The 14,892-nt window shown below is 57.8% G+C and carries 9 protein-coding genes; 7 read left to right on the top strand and 2 right to left on the bottom strand.

Annotated elements, in window-relative coordinates; translation table 11 throughout:
• Positions 1 to 216 precede the first annotated feature (216 nt).
• The 5 genes from HDF08_RS14200 (at position 217) to HDF08_RS14180 (ending at position 10,424) form a co-directional block, all read left to right on the top strand.
• Entirely contained in the window at positions 217 to 3,405 is a 3,189-nt protein-coding gene (locus HDF08_RS14200) for a POTRA domain-containing protein (RefSeq protein WP_257031137.1), read from the top strand.
• Positions 3,406 to 4,200, top strand: a complete 795-nt coding sequence (locus HDF08_RS14195; RefSeq protein ID WP_179639301.1) for a peptidylprolyl isomerase — start codon at positions 3,406 to 3,408, stop codon at positions 4,198 to 4,200.
• On the top strand, positions 4,197 to 8,594 hold the full coding sequence (locus tag HDF08_RS14190; protein WP_179639300.1) for a translocation/assembly module TamB domain-containing protein: 4,398 nt from the start codon (positions 4,197 to 4,199) through the stop codon (positions 8,592 to 8,594). Before HDF08_RS14195 ends, HDF08_RS14190 begins: the two co-directional genes overlap by 4 nt.
• A 90-nt stretch (positions 8,595 to 8,684) precedes the next feature.
• Positions 8,685 to 9,491: a BON domain-containing protein gene (locus HDF08_RS14185; protein ID WP_257031136.1), complete on the top strand. Its 807-nt coding sequence runs from the start codon at positions 8,685 to 8,687 to the stop codon at positions 9,489 to 9,491.
• Between the two features lie 66 nt (positions 9,492 to 9,557).
• Positions 9,558 to 10,424, top strand: coding sequence for a UbiA-like polyprenyltransferase (locus HDF08_RS14180; RefSeq protein WP_179639299.1), 867 nt, complete (start codon positions 9,558 to 9,560; stop codon positions 10,422 to 10,424).
• Between the two features lie 46 nt (positions 10,425 to 10,470).
• Here the strand turns inward: HDF08_RS14180 and HDF08_RS14175 are convergent, their stop codons facing one another.
• Both HDF08_RS14175 and HDF08_RS14170 read right to left on the bottom strand, forming a co-directional pair.
• Positions 10,471 to 10,806 (bottom strand): CsbD family protein, encoded by a 336-nt coding sequence (locus HDF08_RS14175; protein ID WP_179639298.1) that lies wholly within the window; start codon positions 10,804 to 10,806, stop codon positions 10,471 to 10,473.
• Between the two features lie 61 nt (positions 10,807 to 10,867).
• Positions 10,868 to 11,017: a lmo0937 family membrane protein gene (locus tag HDF08_RS14170; protein WP_121472057.1), complete on the bottom strand. Its 150-nt coding sequence runs from the start codon at positions 11,015 to 11,017 to the stop codon at positions 10,868 to 10,870.
• Between the two features lie 134 nt (positions 11,018 to 11,151).
• On the opposite strand from HDF08_RS14170, the gene pheA reads away from it, so the two are divergent.
• Positions 11,152 to 12,006 (top strand): prephenate dehydratase, encoded by an 855-nt coding sequence (pheA, locus tag HDF08_RS14165; protein ID WP_257031135.1) that lies wholly within the window; start codon positions 11,152 to 11,154, stop codon positions 12,004 to 12,006.
• A gap of 355 nt (positions 12,007 to 12,361) precedes the next feature.
• Positions 12,362 to 14,812 (top strand): endopeptidase La, encoded by a 2,451-nt coding sequence (gene lon / locus HDF08_RS14160; protein ID WP_179639297.1) that lies wholly within the window; start codon positions 12,362 to 12,364, stop codon positions 14,810 to 14,812.
• The last annotated feature ends 80 nt before the right edge of the window (positions 14,813 to 14,892 follow it).

The following is a 14,892-nucleotide window of genomic DNA, read 5'->3' as shown; positions in this document are numbered from 1 at the left end:
GGCATCCTACGGGAGAATGAGTTCACGGCGACTGCACGGGCTCTGGATGCGGGTCCTATGCATGGTGAAGGATTGTCGGGTCTCCTCAAAATTAGATAAGGAATGATGGGTGGTTTTTTGGGTCAGGTGCTTCGAGGTCGCGCGCGAATACGACGGTGGGTAAGGTGCGGACGTGGAGCTGCGGCTGTGTGGGCTGGGTTGTGGGTAAGTTTGGGGTTGGCATTTGGGCTTGCGGGCGGCGCGGCCCTGGGACAGGAGATTCCGGCAGCGTCAACGCCGGCGCGTACGCTGAACACGGTGCCGAGTGGAGCGACACCTGCGCAGGGGCAGCAGACAAAACCGGTTGCGGAGAAGCCGGATTCGGTTGACGACAAAGACGTGGGGCTGACGACTTCGCTGTGGCAGTGGAAGGGGCTCGTCGTCGAGAAGATCTTGTTTGAGGGCGTGAAGTTCGATGCGACGGATACGCTGCCGAAGGAGTTGCCGCAGAAGGTTGGGGTGCCGCTGGATCCGCAGGAGGTGCGGGCTAGCCTGCGGCGTTTGTTTGCTAGTGGCAGGTATCGGGATATTTCGGTTCGCGGGATTCGCAAAGGAGACCAGGTGACGCTGGTGTTTGCGGGACTGGCTCGGTACTACGTGGGACGGGTGACGATCGCGGGGGTGAAGAGCGAACGGCTGACGTCGCTGCTGGAGTTTGCGACGAAGCTTTCGCCGGGGACTGCGTTTACCGAGGCGCAGATACCTGCGGGGACTGCCGGGATCAAGGAGATTCTGCAGCAGCAGGGTTACTACGAGCCGACGGTGGCGGTGAAGCCGGAGACCGATGAAGCGGGCGATCAGGTGAATGTAACCTATACGGTTGCAATTGGACCGCAGGCGAGGGTGGGAGAGATAAAACTGGTGGGCGACGATACGGGGTTGACGCCGGAGGAGTTTCGGAAGAAGTCGAAGCTGAAGGAGAACAGCAAGGTGCGGCGGGATACGACGAGCAATGCGCTGGACCGGCTGCGGAAGCTGTATCAGAAGAAGAATCGGTTGGAGGCGACGGTTTCGCTGCAGAAGCAGACGTATGATGACGCGCGGGACAAGGTGGACTATGAGTTCCACGCGAACCAGGGGCCTGAGGTGAAGGTGTCGGTGGAGGGGGCGAAGATTTCGACGGGGCGGCTGCATCTGCTGGTTCCTATCTTCGAGGAGGGAACGATCGATAACGATCTGCTGAACGAGGGCGTGTTCAACATTCGCGACTACGAACAGCAGCAGGGATACTTCGACTCGAAGGTGGATGTGAGGGTGGTGGGGAACGGTACGACGGCGGAGCAGGTGGTTTTTACTGTGGATCGCGGGGTGAAGCACAAGGTAGTGGCCGTGGATTTGAGGGGCAACAAATACTTCACGGACGATCTGCTGCGGGAGCGGATGCGGGTGCAGAAGTCGAATGCGTATCAGCGGAGCGGGCGTTACAGTCCGGCGCTGGTGTCGGGAGATGTGGGTGCGATTCAGGCGCTGTATCGGGCGAATGGATTCGATCAGGCCAAGGTGACGACGGATGTGAAGGATGTTACGACCGCGAAGAACGGGAAAAAGCTGAAGGTGGGTGAGATTGCGGTGACGTTCACCATCGTTGAGGGGCCGCAGCAGAAGTTTGGCAAAGTTGATTTGACGGGAGTGGACGCGGCTAGAGTGCAGAGTGTGCGGGGCCTGATGAATGCACAGGCAGGCCAGCCGTTTTCGCTGGTGACGCTATCAGGCGATCGCGACACGGTGTTGCAGTATTACCTGGCGAATGGATTTGACCAGGTGAAGGTGGAGATAAGGCAGACGAAGGAGTCGGCGGATGCGGATAAGACGGATGTGTCGCTGAACGTGACGGAGGGGCAACAGGTCTTCGTGAATCGCGTGCTGCTTTCGGGGGTGGAGAAGACGAGGCCGAGTGTTGTGGCGTCGCAGATTCTGGTGCACCCGGGGGATCCGCTGGACCAGACGGCGCTGTTGCAGACACAGAGAAATCTTTACAACATTGCGCTGTTCAACGAGGTGGTGGCGGCGGTGCAGAATCCCGCGGGAGACGCTCCGCAGAAGAATGTGTTGCTGCAGTTGACGGAGGCGAAGCGGTGGAACGTGACGTATGGGTTCGGCTTCGAGGCGGCGCTGGGAACACCGCAGACAGGGACGATCTCGGAGGCGTCGTGCATCCAGCTTGGACTGACCTATCCCTGTAACCAACTGTCTCCGGATGGCAAGCCCGGCGTAAGCCCACGGGTTTCGCTGGATGTGTCGAGGATTAATCTGCGGGGGTCGGAGGATTCGCTGACGCTGCACACGACGTACGGTTTGCTGGAGCAGGTGGCGACGTTGACGTTGCAGAATCCGCATCTGCGGGGGAGCAAGAACTTCAGCGCGGCGATCGCAGGCGGCTACTCAAATGTGCAGGATATTACGACGTTTCAGGCGTCGACGCTGCAGGGGGACTTTCGCATTACCGAGAAGTTTCGGCGGCGGGACACATTTATCTATGACTTTCTCTATCGGCGGGTGAAGGTAAATCCGAACAGCCTGCAGGTCTCTGCGGATCTAATTCCATTGCTGTCGCAGCCTGTGCGTGTAGGAGGGCCGAGCTTTACCTGGTTTCATGACACGCGGTCACCGGGGCCGCTGGATGCGGTGAAGGGGCAGTACTCGACGGTGCAGGGCTTTGTGGCTTCGTCGAAGTTTGGATCGCAGACGGACTTCTGGAAGCTGGATGGAACGAACTCGACGTACTACCAGTTTGGCAAGCTGAAGTATGTATTTGCTCGGGAGACGAGGATTGGCTATGAGCGGGCGCAGGGCGCAAATCCGAATGTGGGAAACACTGCATGCGCGGGAGTTTTGCTGACGACGAATCCGAGCTGCAATTCGATACCGCTGCCGGAGCGGCTGTATGCGGGCGGTGCGAACTCGCATCGCGGATTTCCCATCAATGGTGCGGGGCCCAGAGACTTGCAGACCGGCTTTCCGGTGGGTGGGTCGGCGGCATTCGTGAATTCTTTTGAGCTGAGACTGCCGGCGCAGACTTTGCCTCTGGTGGGCAATAGCGTGAGCTTTGTGATCTTTCACGATATGGGCAATGTGTTTCAGAATGCGAAAGATATGTTTCCAAGCTTTACACGGTTCAATCAGCCGAACAAGCAGACGTGCGCGAATGTTTCAGGGATCATCGGGACCTGCAACTTCAATTATTTTTCCCATGCGGTTGGGTTGGGCGCGCGGTATAAGACGCCGGTTGGGCCGATTCGCGTGGACTTTAGCTATAACCTTAATCCGCCGGTGTATCCGATTATTTACGACTTCAACAATAACCCTCCGCATGAGGGGCAGGCTTCGCACTTCAACTTTTTTTTCAGTATTGGAGAGAGCTTTTAGATGCGTTGGATGACGCACAATTCGAGGTTGCTGCTGGTCGCGTTTGCGCTGACGCCCGTGTGGAAGAGTGGGCAGGCCTGGGCGTTTTTGCAGACTGCTGCTGGGCAGACGGCGACACCTCAGGCGGGGGCTACGAGTACGGCGCCTGCTGCTACGCCCGGTGCTGCGGCGCCACAGGGCGTTGTGCTGGATCGCGTGGTTGCTGTGGTGAATGGCGATGTGATTCTGGAGAGCGATGTCGATGAAGAGCGGCGGTTTGAGGATATTCAACCTTATCGAAGGACTGCAGGGGATCGCTCGAGGGAGAGAACGATTGAACGGTTGATCGATCGCGATCTGATCTTGCAGCAGGCGGAGCAGGAACCGGAAGATGCAATCACCGACCAGGCGCTGGATGAGCAGTTGACGATGCTGCGGAAGGATATTCCTGACTGCAAGGCGTATCACTGCGAGACCGAGGAGGGTTGGAAGAAGTATCTTAGCGACCACGGATTTACGGTGGAGGAGTTCCGCGAGCGGTGGCGGCTGCGGATGCAGTTGCTGAAGTTTATTGAGGTACGGTTTCGGAATGGGATCAAGATTTCAGACGCAGAGATCAAGGAGTTTTACGAGAAGAGAATGGCACCGGAGTATGCGAAGCGAGATGTGACTCCACCCAAGATGGACACGATCTCAAAGAGGATTGAAGAGGTGCTGCTGCAGCAGCAGGTGGGAGCGCTGCTGGTGGACTGGTTGAAGTCGCTGCGGGTGCAAGGCAGCGTGAAGATTATGAATCCGGGCGAGGTGGCGCCGTGAGCGACCTGGAGAAGAAACTCAGCGAGAAGAAAGAGGAGATCGAGGCGAAGGTTGCCGGCGAGATGGCGAAGGTGAAGCGATCGCTGGCGAAGCGGATGATGATTTGGATTGGCTGGACGGTGGGGGCGTTGCTGGTTCTGGTGCTGGTGTTGTTCGGGGTGTTTGCGTGGTACTCGAAGACGAACGACTTCAACCGAAGAGTGGGCAAAGAGGTGGTTAGAGTTCTGGAGGATACGACTGGCGGAAGAGTGGAGCTGGGGAAGATCAGCTTCGATCTGTGGCATCTTGCGGTGGAGGCCGATGGGCTGGTGATTCATGGGCTGGAGGGGCCGGGAGAGGCTCCATATCTCGCGGTGGATAAGGTTCTGCTGCGGGTGGAGATCTTCGACTTCTTCACGCATGTCAGCGGCACGGGCATCTCGTCGCATGTGCGGCTGAACTATCTCGGTGTGGAGCATCCTCAGTTTCACTTGATTGTGGATAAGGATGGAAAGACGAATCAGCCGGTGCCGAAGCATCCTAGTACAAGCAACAAGCCCGTTCTCGACACGGTACTAGACCTGAAGGCGCAGGAGGTTGTGGTGTCGGATGGAGTGGCGTTGCTGAATGATTTGGCGATTCCGTTCCATCTTGCTGCGCGAGATCTGGATGCGAAGGTGCATTACATTGCGTCGACGGATCGCTATGGTGTGACGGTCGACCTGAAGGATCTGCGGACGAAGATGGGCAAGCAGGTGGAGGCGCAGTCGGGGTTGAGTCTGGCGGTGGAACTGGGAAGAGACACGATTGAGCTACAGCGGTTGAACTTTACGACGGGCAAGAGCTCGAAGCTGGATGCGACCGGGAGCGTCAAAGACTTTGCCAGGCCGGAGTGGCAGGCGACTGTGAAGGGGACGGTGGAGATCAAGCAGGTCTCGGTGCTTGCTGATGTGGACGGTTTGAATGCGGGCACGGTGGACCTGGATTTGAATGGGCATAATTGCACGACCTCACCTGCTGTGGCGCAGAAGCATCCGCCGTTCTGGCGGCGAAGCCATCCTGCGGAGACGGCGAAGCCTCTGCGTCCGTTGCCGCCTGATCCCGATTGTGTGGCTGGATATCTTCTGGTGGGGACGGCGAAGATTCATAAGGCGGCTTACCGGGATCAGAATGTGCGACTGCATGATATCGACGGCGGTGGAACGTTGCATGTGACGCCTACGGAGTTGTTGCTCACCGCGTTGACGGGATATCTGCCTGGCGGAGGCAGCGCGGCGGGTGAGCTGCGAATTGTGAACTGGCTAGGAGAGGTACCGCCGCAGGATATTGCAGTGAGTTCGTCTTCGACCAAGGCTGCGATAACGACAGCCAATACCACAGCCAAGACGATTGGGGCGAAGGCTCCGATGAGCGAGACGGCGAAGGTGCCCCCGGTGCAAACGGCTCATGCTTATTTGACTGCGACGGTTACGAAGATTCCGCTGCGAACCATTATGGATGTGACGGCGCCGGAGGACTATGGCGATCTGGGATTTGATACCGCTGTGAGTGGGCCGGTGAAGGTGGAGTGGGGCGGTCCGGCGAAGAACATTGCGGATACGGTGGAGGTGGATGGGAATTTGACGTTTACGCCGACGGGGGTGAAACGGCGGGGCGCGTTGAACGATGTTCCTGTGACGGGGCAGGCTCTGGCGCATTACACGGGTCGTAACGAGACAGTGCGAATTCAGCGGATTGCGTTGCAGATGCCACAGACGAACTTTGAGGCGTCAGGAGTTCTGGGTGTGAACGAGGGTGATCCACTGACTGACCTGCGGGTGGATATGACGGTGCGAGACCTGTCGGAGTACAACCAACTGCTGACGACGCTGGACCTGGAAGGAAATGGAAAGAAGGGTACCGCGGCGATTCCTGTGGTACTGCATGGCGCGATGCAGTTCAACGGAACGGCGAAAGGGAAGATTGCGGATCTTGATGTGAAGGGACATCTGCAGGCGACGAATGCGGAGTTTGCGCTGGGAACGACGGATGTGTTGCTGGATTCGCTGGTGACGGATGCGGAGTACTCGCCGAACACGGGTGTTGTCGTGGCGACTTCGACGATCAAGCGCGGGACTGCGGTACTGAATGTGGAGGGCAAGATTGCGCCGCGGAAGGTAGTGTCGCCTCGCGGTGCGGTGAGTTATCTGTGGGACGACGGGATGGCTCTGGATGCGAAGGTGCAGCTGGCCAATGCGCAGGTCGTCGATGTGTTGCAGATTGCGGGGCAGCAGGAGAAGGTTTCGCTAACAGGAACAGTGGCGGTGGACGGGCATGCGGCGGGAACGCTGAGGAGTTTGAGTGGGGGTGGCCATGTCTCGTTGATGAACGGGGTGGCCTATGGGGAACCGTATGAGTCTGCGGTGGCGGATTTGACGGTGCAGGGGAAGGATTTGGAGGCGAGCAATGTTGTGCTGCGCGTGCATGGGATGCAGATTGCAGGTAACGGCGGGTACGACATGGGAACGGAACACCTACATGGCCATGTCGAAGGGCATGATATTCAGCTGTCGAAGTTTGAGATGGTGAAGAAGGCGAAGAACGATGTGGATGGGACGGTGGACCTGGTCGCGGATGCGAATGGGACGATGACGCAGCCGGGGCTGAAGGCGAAGGTCACGTTGAATGGGATGTCTTATCGAGGGCAGACGATTGGCGAGGCGGCGGTGGAGGCGCATAGCCAGGGAGAGGTGATGTACTTTACCGCAGACTCGACGCTGGTGGGAGCGAAGCTGAATGCTTCGGGAGAGTTGCGGCTGACGGGGGATTATCAGACGCAGGCGAAGATGACGGTGGCGGGTCTCGATATCGGCAAACCGCTCGGGATGTTTGGGCCGGGGACGATGAAGGCGCAGTCGATGATCAATGGGACTGCGACAGTGAGCGGGCCACTGAAGACACCGAAGGCGCTGCGTGGCGAAGCCGAGTTCAACCAGGTGGATGTGAAGTTGCAGGGAGTGGAGCTGAAGGCGGCGGAGCCTCTGCGGGTGGGACTGCGTGATGGTGTGGCTACGCTCGAGCAGGTTCATATCACCGGGCAGGATACGGACATGCGGGCGAGCGGGACGGGACAGCTGTTTGGAGCGACGGATCCAAAGGGAGGCAAGCTGGATGTGAAGGCGACCGGAAGCGTGAGCATGACGCTGCTGCATACCTTCGACTCGGATGTTATTTCGACCGGCAAGGTGGAGTTTACTGTTGGCGCTGACGGGTATGTGATGAATCCGGAGCTGACGGGAAGGGTTCAGTTCGAGAAGGTGAATGTTGCGATCGATGGAATTCCGAATGGGTTGAGCAATATGAACGGTACGCTGGTGTTCAACGGCGATCGGTTGCAGGTGGAGAACCTGGCTGCGACGACTGGCGGAGGAACGTTGAAGATCGGCGGGGCTATTCGCTACAAGAATGGGTTGTATGCGGACCTGTCGGCGACCGGCGATGTGGTGAGGGTGCGGCTGTATGGGCTGAGCGCGACGGCGAATGCGAATCTGAAGCTGCAGGGAAGCCCGGACAGTGCGCTGTTGAGTGGAACGATCCTGATTACGCGATTTGGCGTAGGGGCTGATGTGGATTTTGCGGCGTTCGGATCTGCAGGGGGAGTGAGTCCGCCGCCCGATCCAAATGCTCCGGCGAACAAAATTCGTTTGGATGTGCATGTGACGAGTGCTCCGCAGCTTGATTTTCAGAACTCGTATGCGAAGCTGGCGGGGACGGTCGATCTGCAGATTCGCGGGACGGCTGCGGACCCTTCGTTGCTGGGACGGATCGAGATCAACGAGGGAAGCGCAACGTTTGCTGGGACGAAGTATCAACTGCAGCGCGGGGAGATTTACTTTACCAATCCGGTGCGTATTGACCCGATCATCGACCTGGATGCGACTGCGCAGGTGGAGAACTACGACATTACGATTGGGCTGCATGGGACATCGACGAACTTGAAACCGACCTATCGGTCGGAGCCGCCGCTGAGCGAGTCGGATGTGTTTCAGCTGCTGGCGCTGGGCCGGACGCAGGAGGAGGCACAGCTCTACCAGGAGAGACAGGTGCAGCAGGGCACCGATCCGACGACGAGCGCGTTGCTGGGTGGGGCATTGAACGCTACGGTCAGCAACCGCGTGGAGAAGCTGTTTGGCGTAGGCAGCGTGAAGATCGATCCGGCGTTTGTGGGGACGCTGGGCGGGTCGTCGGCCAGGATTACGGTGCAGCAACAACTGTCGCGGCAGATTACTGCGACGTTTGCGACGAATGTGAATACTTCGGCGCAGCAGCTGATCCAGGTGCAGTATGACTTGAACCACGACAACTCGATTGTGGTGTCGCGTGACGAGTCGGGCGTATTCAGCGTTGTCTATAAGCTGCGGAAAAGGTATCGTTAGCGCGCTGAGGTAGAGGCTGCATCGTACGAGGTGTGGATGAGGGCACGGATGCCGTTTTTCGCGGCGCTAACGATCTTCGGAGGGAAGACTATGAGCAGGATGAAGAACTTTGCATGCGCCGGCGTGTTGGTTTTTGCCGGTCTGACGATGTTGGATGGGGCATCGAGGGGCGTGGCCCAAAGCGCGCAGGGCAATGTCGGGCCGGGGCCAAACGACGCGCGGATTCAGGCGGAGGTGACGAAGGCGCTGGATAACAAGCGATTCAAAGATGTGAAGAGCTCGGTGCAGGATGGCGTTGTGAAGCTGACGGGGACGGTGGAGCTTTACAGCGCGAAGCTCGACGCGGACGACCGTGCCCACCACCGGCAGAATGTGAAGGGGGTTGAGAATCAGATTGAGGTTGCGGGGCCTGATGTCGATGACATGACGCTGCGGAACAAGCTGGCGGAGAAGCTGGCGTATGACCGGGTTGGGTATGGAACGACGGCGTTCAATGCGTTTACGATCGGCGTCGAGAAGGGTGTGGTGACCCTGGGCGGGACCGCATATGGCCCCACGGATAAGGATTCGGCGTTGAGCCTGGCAGAGAACTATCCGGGGGTGAAAGACGTGATTGATAACGTGGAGGTGGCGCCGGTGTCGCCTATGGATGACAGGATTCGACTGGCAGAGGCGCGGTCGATCTATGGCTTTCCGCAGTTGAACAAATATGCGATTGATCCGGCAAAGCCGATTCGGATCGCGGTTGTGAATGGGAACGTGACTTTGTCGGGCGTGGTGGACAGTCAGTCGGACAAAGATGTGGCGAATATTCGTGCTAATGGTGTGCCGGGAGTGTTCAAAGTGGTGAATAACCTGGAGGTGGTTGGGGGTGAGGCGGAGAAACCGGCTAAATAAGGCTGTTTTTTGACCTTTAGGCACGCTGGCTAGGTTAGAGGGGACTAACTCTTTTACGATAGAGGGATGGCATCGTTGTGGAAGAGTACGGTTGTAACGCTTGAGATGATCAAGTGGGAGCATTCGGTGTTTGCGCTCCCGTTTGCGTTGACAGGAGCGGTGCTGGCTGCGGGTGGTTGGCCGACGCTGCGAGTTCTGGGCTGGATTATTGTGTGCATGGTGGCTGCGCGGTCTGCGGCGATGGCGTCCAATCGGCTGGCGGATGCGCAATTGGATGCGGCGAACCCGCGCACCGCGATGAGGGCTTTGCCTGCCGGCGCGCTGAGCAAGGGGTTTGTTGCGGGATTTGTGGTGGTGTCGATCGCGCTGTTTGTGGTGGGAGCGGCGATGCTCAACCGGCTGACGCTGGAGCTTGCTCCTGTGGCGCTTGCTGTGGTGCTGGCGTACAGCTATATGAAGCGGCTGACGCGGTGGTCGCATGTTGTGCTGGGCCTGGCGTTGGGGATTGCGCCTTCGGCCGCGTGGATTGCGGTGCGGGGATCGCTGGATATCAGGATTGTGGTGCTGACGGCGGCGGTGCTGTTGTGGGTTGGCGGCTTCGATGTGCTGTATGCGTGTCAGGACTTTGAACACGACCGCAAGGTGGGGCTGAATAGTGTTCCGCAGGCGTTCGGCATCACGGCAGCCTTTTGGATCGCGCGCGGGATGCATTTGGGGATGCTGCTGCTGTTGTGCTGGCTGATCGAACTGTTTGGGTTGGGAAGGATTGCGATGTTAGGGGTTGGGCTGGTTGCGATCCTGCTTCTGTATGAGCACTCGATTATTTCGCCGAAGGATCTGCGACGCATGAATGCGGCTTTCTTTACGTTGAATGGGGTGATCTCGGTGGTGTTCTTTGGGTTTGTTGCTGCGGATGTGTTGCTGCACAAATAGAAAGGCCCGCACGGTGGCGGACCTTTCCATAGAATTCGACTGCTGATTAGCTGTTGTGCTCTCGTTTGAAGTTATCCAGCTTCTCGTTGACACTGTCTTTGGCATTCTGCGCGGTGTTCGCAATCTTCTCGCGCACGTTGTGAGCGGTGTCTTCTGCGTGGGCTTTGTAGTCTTCGCCTTTGACGTCAGTACGAGCGCGGGCATCATCCTTTGCGACCTCCGCGGCATCTTTAGCGTTGCCCCAGGTCTCCTTGGCGGCACCCTTGACTTGATCGGCTACGCCCGAGTTGGCTAGCTTTTGATTACCGACGGCTTCGCCTACGCTCTGCTTGATCTTGCCGGCTACCTGATCGAATTTACCTGCTGCTTTTTCGGTGTTCATAGTTGACTCCTTGCGTATAGAGCGAGAGGGCTGCGGTTTAACTTCTTAACTTCGAGAGTGGTTATAGGGCTCGTCTGCCAGACAGCAGGTTGAAGATGAGCACGATGATGGCCAGAACCAGAAGGATATGAATCCATCCACCGAGGGTGTAGCTGCTAACAAGTCCCACAATCCACAGAATGAAGAGAATAATTGTGATTGTCCAAAGCATTTGGTTCTCCTAAGACGATTGCCGGCTTCACTTCCCGGTTCGCCGTGATGGCATTCAAAGATTCAGGCCCGTCCTGTGGTAAGTTGCCCGGTTAGGCGAGTGGGTTGCCAGAGGGAATAAAATATGAACCAAACATGAACGAAATGTGCGGGGTATCTGGATTGAAGGTGGCGATTCAAGGAGAGCTGGGCTCGAATAGCCACATGGCAACTGTCGAGATGCTGGGCAGTCGCGAGAAGTTAGAGATTGTTGCTTGTACGGTATCGGCCCAGGTGCTGGCGAAGGTTCTCGCGGGTGGGGTCGATGCGGCGGTGCTGCCCATTGAGAACAGTCTGCACGGATCGGTTGCGGAACATTACGATCTGCTACTGGATCTTCCGGTGCATATTGAGCGCGAGAGTTTGATGAGGATTCGACACAATGTGATTGCGATGCCAGGAGTGAAGCTGCAGGAGATCAGGAGAGTGATGTCGCATCCGGTCGCGTTGTCGCAGTGCCGGAGATTTCTGGCTTCGCATCCGGAGTGGGAGGTGGTCCCTTTCTACGACACGGCGGGGAGCGTGAAGCGACTCATGGGGGAGGGTCTGCGGGATGTTGCAGGGATCGCTCCTGCGCTTGCGGCAACGGAGTATGGCGCAGAGGTAATGGTGGCGGGCATTGAAGACCATGCTGAGAACTACACGAGGTTTCACCTGGTGAAGCGCGACGGTGCGTCGGTCGAGGAGCCGGCAAAGGACGGGAACAAGATGAGCCTGGCGTTTGCCATCGAACATCGACCGGGAACGCTGGTGGCGGCGTTGCAGAGACTGGCGGACGCCGGGGTGGACCTAACCAAGATCGAGTCCAGACCGGTTCCGGGTAGCCCGTGGGAGTATGTCTTCTACGTCGATGTGCGGTTCGATTCGGCGGAGAAGGCTGAGGCTGCGTTGAGTGCGTTACGGGAACACTGCCGGATGGTGAAGGTGCTGGGTCGATATTGGGCGGCTTAGCGGTCCCGCTGTCCCGGACGTTATATTGGGCTTGCCTTGGCCGGTGGCAAAGTGGCGGGTCTGAGGCGTAGTATGCCCAGTACTGTGGGCGGTCAAACGACGGCTTGATTATCCCGTCCTTCTTTGGGTCGAGATTGATGTCGTGGGGTGATTTGGCGAGGATCTGACGACTGGGCTCTTATTTGGAAGAGCAATCTTGAAATCCCTCTTTTAGGAAGTTACTCACTGATGCGAATGGGGTTATGGCCGATGACGGAATGTGGAGACGCACGTTTTCCGGAGAGAGGGGCATAGTTTGCGACCAGATGAAGACTTGCTGCATCGAATAGTGGATAATCTGATAGAGGTACACTCAATGCCAAGCGACTTTGTAAGTGTGATTCAACCGACCGCGACCAAAACCAGCGAGGGGTCGGGTGCTGAGGTGATAGGGAAACGGCCTGTTCCGGTGTTGCCGGTTCGGGATACTGTCCTGTTTCCTCACGCGGTGCTTCCGTTGACGGTGGGGCGGGATAGCTCGATCCAGCTGATTCAGTCGCTGGGCGAGGAGAAGACCATTCTTGTGGTGGCGCAGCGGGATGCGCGGCAGGACGCTCCGCAGGCTGCAGATCTGTTTGCGACTGGTACCAGAGCGACGGTGCACAAGGTCGTCAAGATGCCGAACCAAAGTCTGTTTGTGTTCACCGAGGGCAATGAGCGGGTACATCTTGGCGAGTTTGCGCAGCTGGCGCCCTTTATGACGGCCGAATATGAGGCCATTCCGGACGTGGATCCACAGCAGACGCCAGAGGCCGAGGCGCTGCAACGGAATGTGGTCAGCCAGTTCCAGCAGATTGTGACCTCGTCGCCTACCTTGAGCGACGATCTGCAGACGATTGCGATCAACATCGACGAACCCGGGAGGCTGGCGGACTTTATCGCCTCCTCGCTTCCGTTTTTGACGACGACTGACAAGCAGGAGCTACTGGAGACGCCAGATGTTTCGGCGCGTCTGGAGCGGATCAACAAGCACCTGGCGAAGGAGCTTGAGGTGCAGCAGCTGCGCAACAAGATCCAGACCGAGGTGCAGGATTCCGTGCAGTCGTCGCAGCGGGATTACTACCTGCGCGAGCAGTTGAAGGCGATCCAGAAGGAGTTGGGTGATCAGGATGATACCCAGAAGGACATCGCTGAGCTGAAGGAGAAGATTGAGACCGCCGGGATGCCGGAAGATGTGAAGAAGGATGCGTTGAAGGAGTTGGGCCGGTTGAGCCGGATGAATCCTGCGGCGGCGGACTACTCCCTGACGCGGAACTATGTGGAGTGGCTGGCGGTGCTGCCGTGGTCGAAGACCTCTTCGGGCGAGGTGGATATTCTGAAGGCGAAGGCGATCCTCGATGAGGATCACTATGGCTTGAAGAAGGTGAAGGATCGCATTCTGGATTACCTTTCGGTGCGGCGTTTGAAGCCGGATATGAAGGGGCCGATTCTGTGCTTCGTTGGGCCTCCGGGTGTTGGTAAGACTTCGCTGGGACGTTCGATCGCGAAGGCGTTGGATCGCAAATTTTCACGCATCTCGCTGGGCGGTATGCATGATGAGGCCGAGATTCGCGGACATCGGAGGACATACATAGGCGCGTTGCCGGGGCAGATTATTCAGCACCTGAAGCGGGTTGAGGTGAAGGATCCGGTGTTCATGCTGGATGAGATCGATAAGCTGGGGCGCGACTTCAGGGGAGATCCTGCGAGTGCGTTGCTTGAGACGCTTGATCCGGAGCAGAATAATACGTTCCGCGACAACTATCTCGATCAGCCGTTTGATCTGAGCAAGGTGTTGTTTATCTGCACGGCGAATCAGCTGGATACGATTCCCGGGCCGCTGCTTGATCGTATGGAGATCATCGAGCTGACCGGTTATACGGAAGAGGAGAAGGTGAATATCGCCATCAAATACCTTATTCCGCGGCAGATCAAAGAGAACGGTATTACGGAAGAGAACATCGAATTCCCGAAGGACAGCGTGCATCTGATCGCGCGGCACTACACGCGGGAGGCTGGTGTTCGCAAGCTCGAGCAGCAGATTGGGACCGTGTGCCGCAAGGTTGCGCGCAAGATCGCGGAGGGTCAGACGGAGAAGGTTGTGATTACTCCGGAGGTCGTGCACGAGTTTCTTGGCGGCATCAAGGTGCGTGTGGATACCGAGATTGCGGAGCGTACCAAGCGTGCTGGGGTTGCTGTGGGCTTAGCGTGGACACCGGCGGGCGGCGATGTTTTGTTCATTGAAGCGAACCGGATGAAGGGCAAAGGCGGCTTCACGATCACCGGTCAGATTGGGGATGTGATGAAGGAGAGCATGCAGGCTGCTTTGACCTGGGTGCGCTCGAATGCCGCGTCGTTAGGGCTCGATGAGGACTTTACGAAGGATGTGGACCTGCACATTCACGTGCCTGCGGGAGCGATTCCGAAGGATGGTCCTTCGGCCGGCGTGACGATGGCTACGGCTCTGGTCAGCTTGTTGACGGATACTCCAGTGCATCCTCTGACGGCGATGACGGGCGAGATTACGCTGAGCGGCAATGTGCTGCCGGTTGGCGGGATCAAGGAGAAGTTCCTTGCGGCGAAGCGGGCCGGCGTGCGGGATGTAATTCTGCCGGCGGACTGTAAACAGCAGGTGGATGAGGACTTAACGCCGGATCAGATTGAGGGCGTTACGCTGCACTACGCTACGCGGATTGAGGATGTCCTGGCCGTCGCGCTGCCGAAGACTCGGGCGGAGAAGGTGAAGGATGAGGTGGTTCGCGAAGAGGTTCTTCACGCTACGGTGTAAGTTCGATCAGGACGAAGGGCGGTTCGGCGGTTGCCGGATCGCCCTTTTTTCTTTTCGGCGGGAGAGATTTTTTGTTTGGT

The organism is Tunturiibacter empetritectus (genome assembly GCF_013410875.1).
GTDB lineage: Bacteria > Acidobacteriota > Terriglobia > Terriglobales > Acidobacteriaceae > Edaphobacter > Edaphobacter empetritectus.
This window is presented reverse-complemented; position numbering and strand designations above follow the sequence as displayed.

Bases quoted from the DNA above. Each gene is read 5' to 3' on its own strand.
- HDF08_RS14195 (WP_179639301.1), top strand. From the start codon at position 3,406: ATGCGTTGGATGACGCACAATTCGAGGTTGCTGCTGGTCGCGTTTGCG.
- HDF08_RS14185 (WP_257031136.1), top strand. From the start codon at position 8,685: ATGAGCAGGATGAAGAACTTTGCATGCGCCGGCGTGTTGGTTTTTGCC.
- HDF08_RS14180 (WP_179639299.1), top strand. From the start codon at position 9,558: ATGGCATCGTTGTGGAAGAGTACGGTTGTAACGCTTGAGATGATCAAG.
- HDF08_RS14175 (WP_179639298.1), bottom strand. From the start codon at position 10,806: ATGAACACCGAAAAAGCAGCAGGTAAATTCGATCAGGTAGCCGGCAAG.
- HDF08_RS14170 (WP_121472057.1), bottom strand. From the start codon at position 11,017: ATGCTTTGGACAATCACAATTATTCTCTTCATTCTGTGGATTGTGGGA.
- pheA (WP_257031135.1), top strand. From the start codon at position 11,152: ATGAACGAAATGTGCGGGGTATCTGGATTGAAGGTGGCGATTCAAGGA.
- lon (WP_179639297.1), top strand. From the start codon at position 12,362: ATGCCAAGCGACTTTGTAAGTGTGATTCAACCGACCGCGACCAAAACC.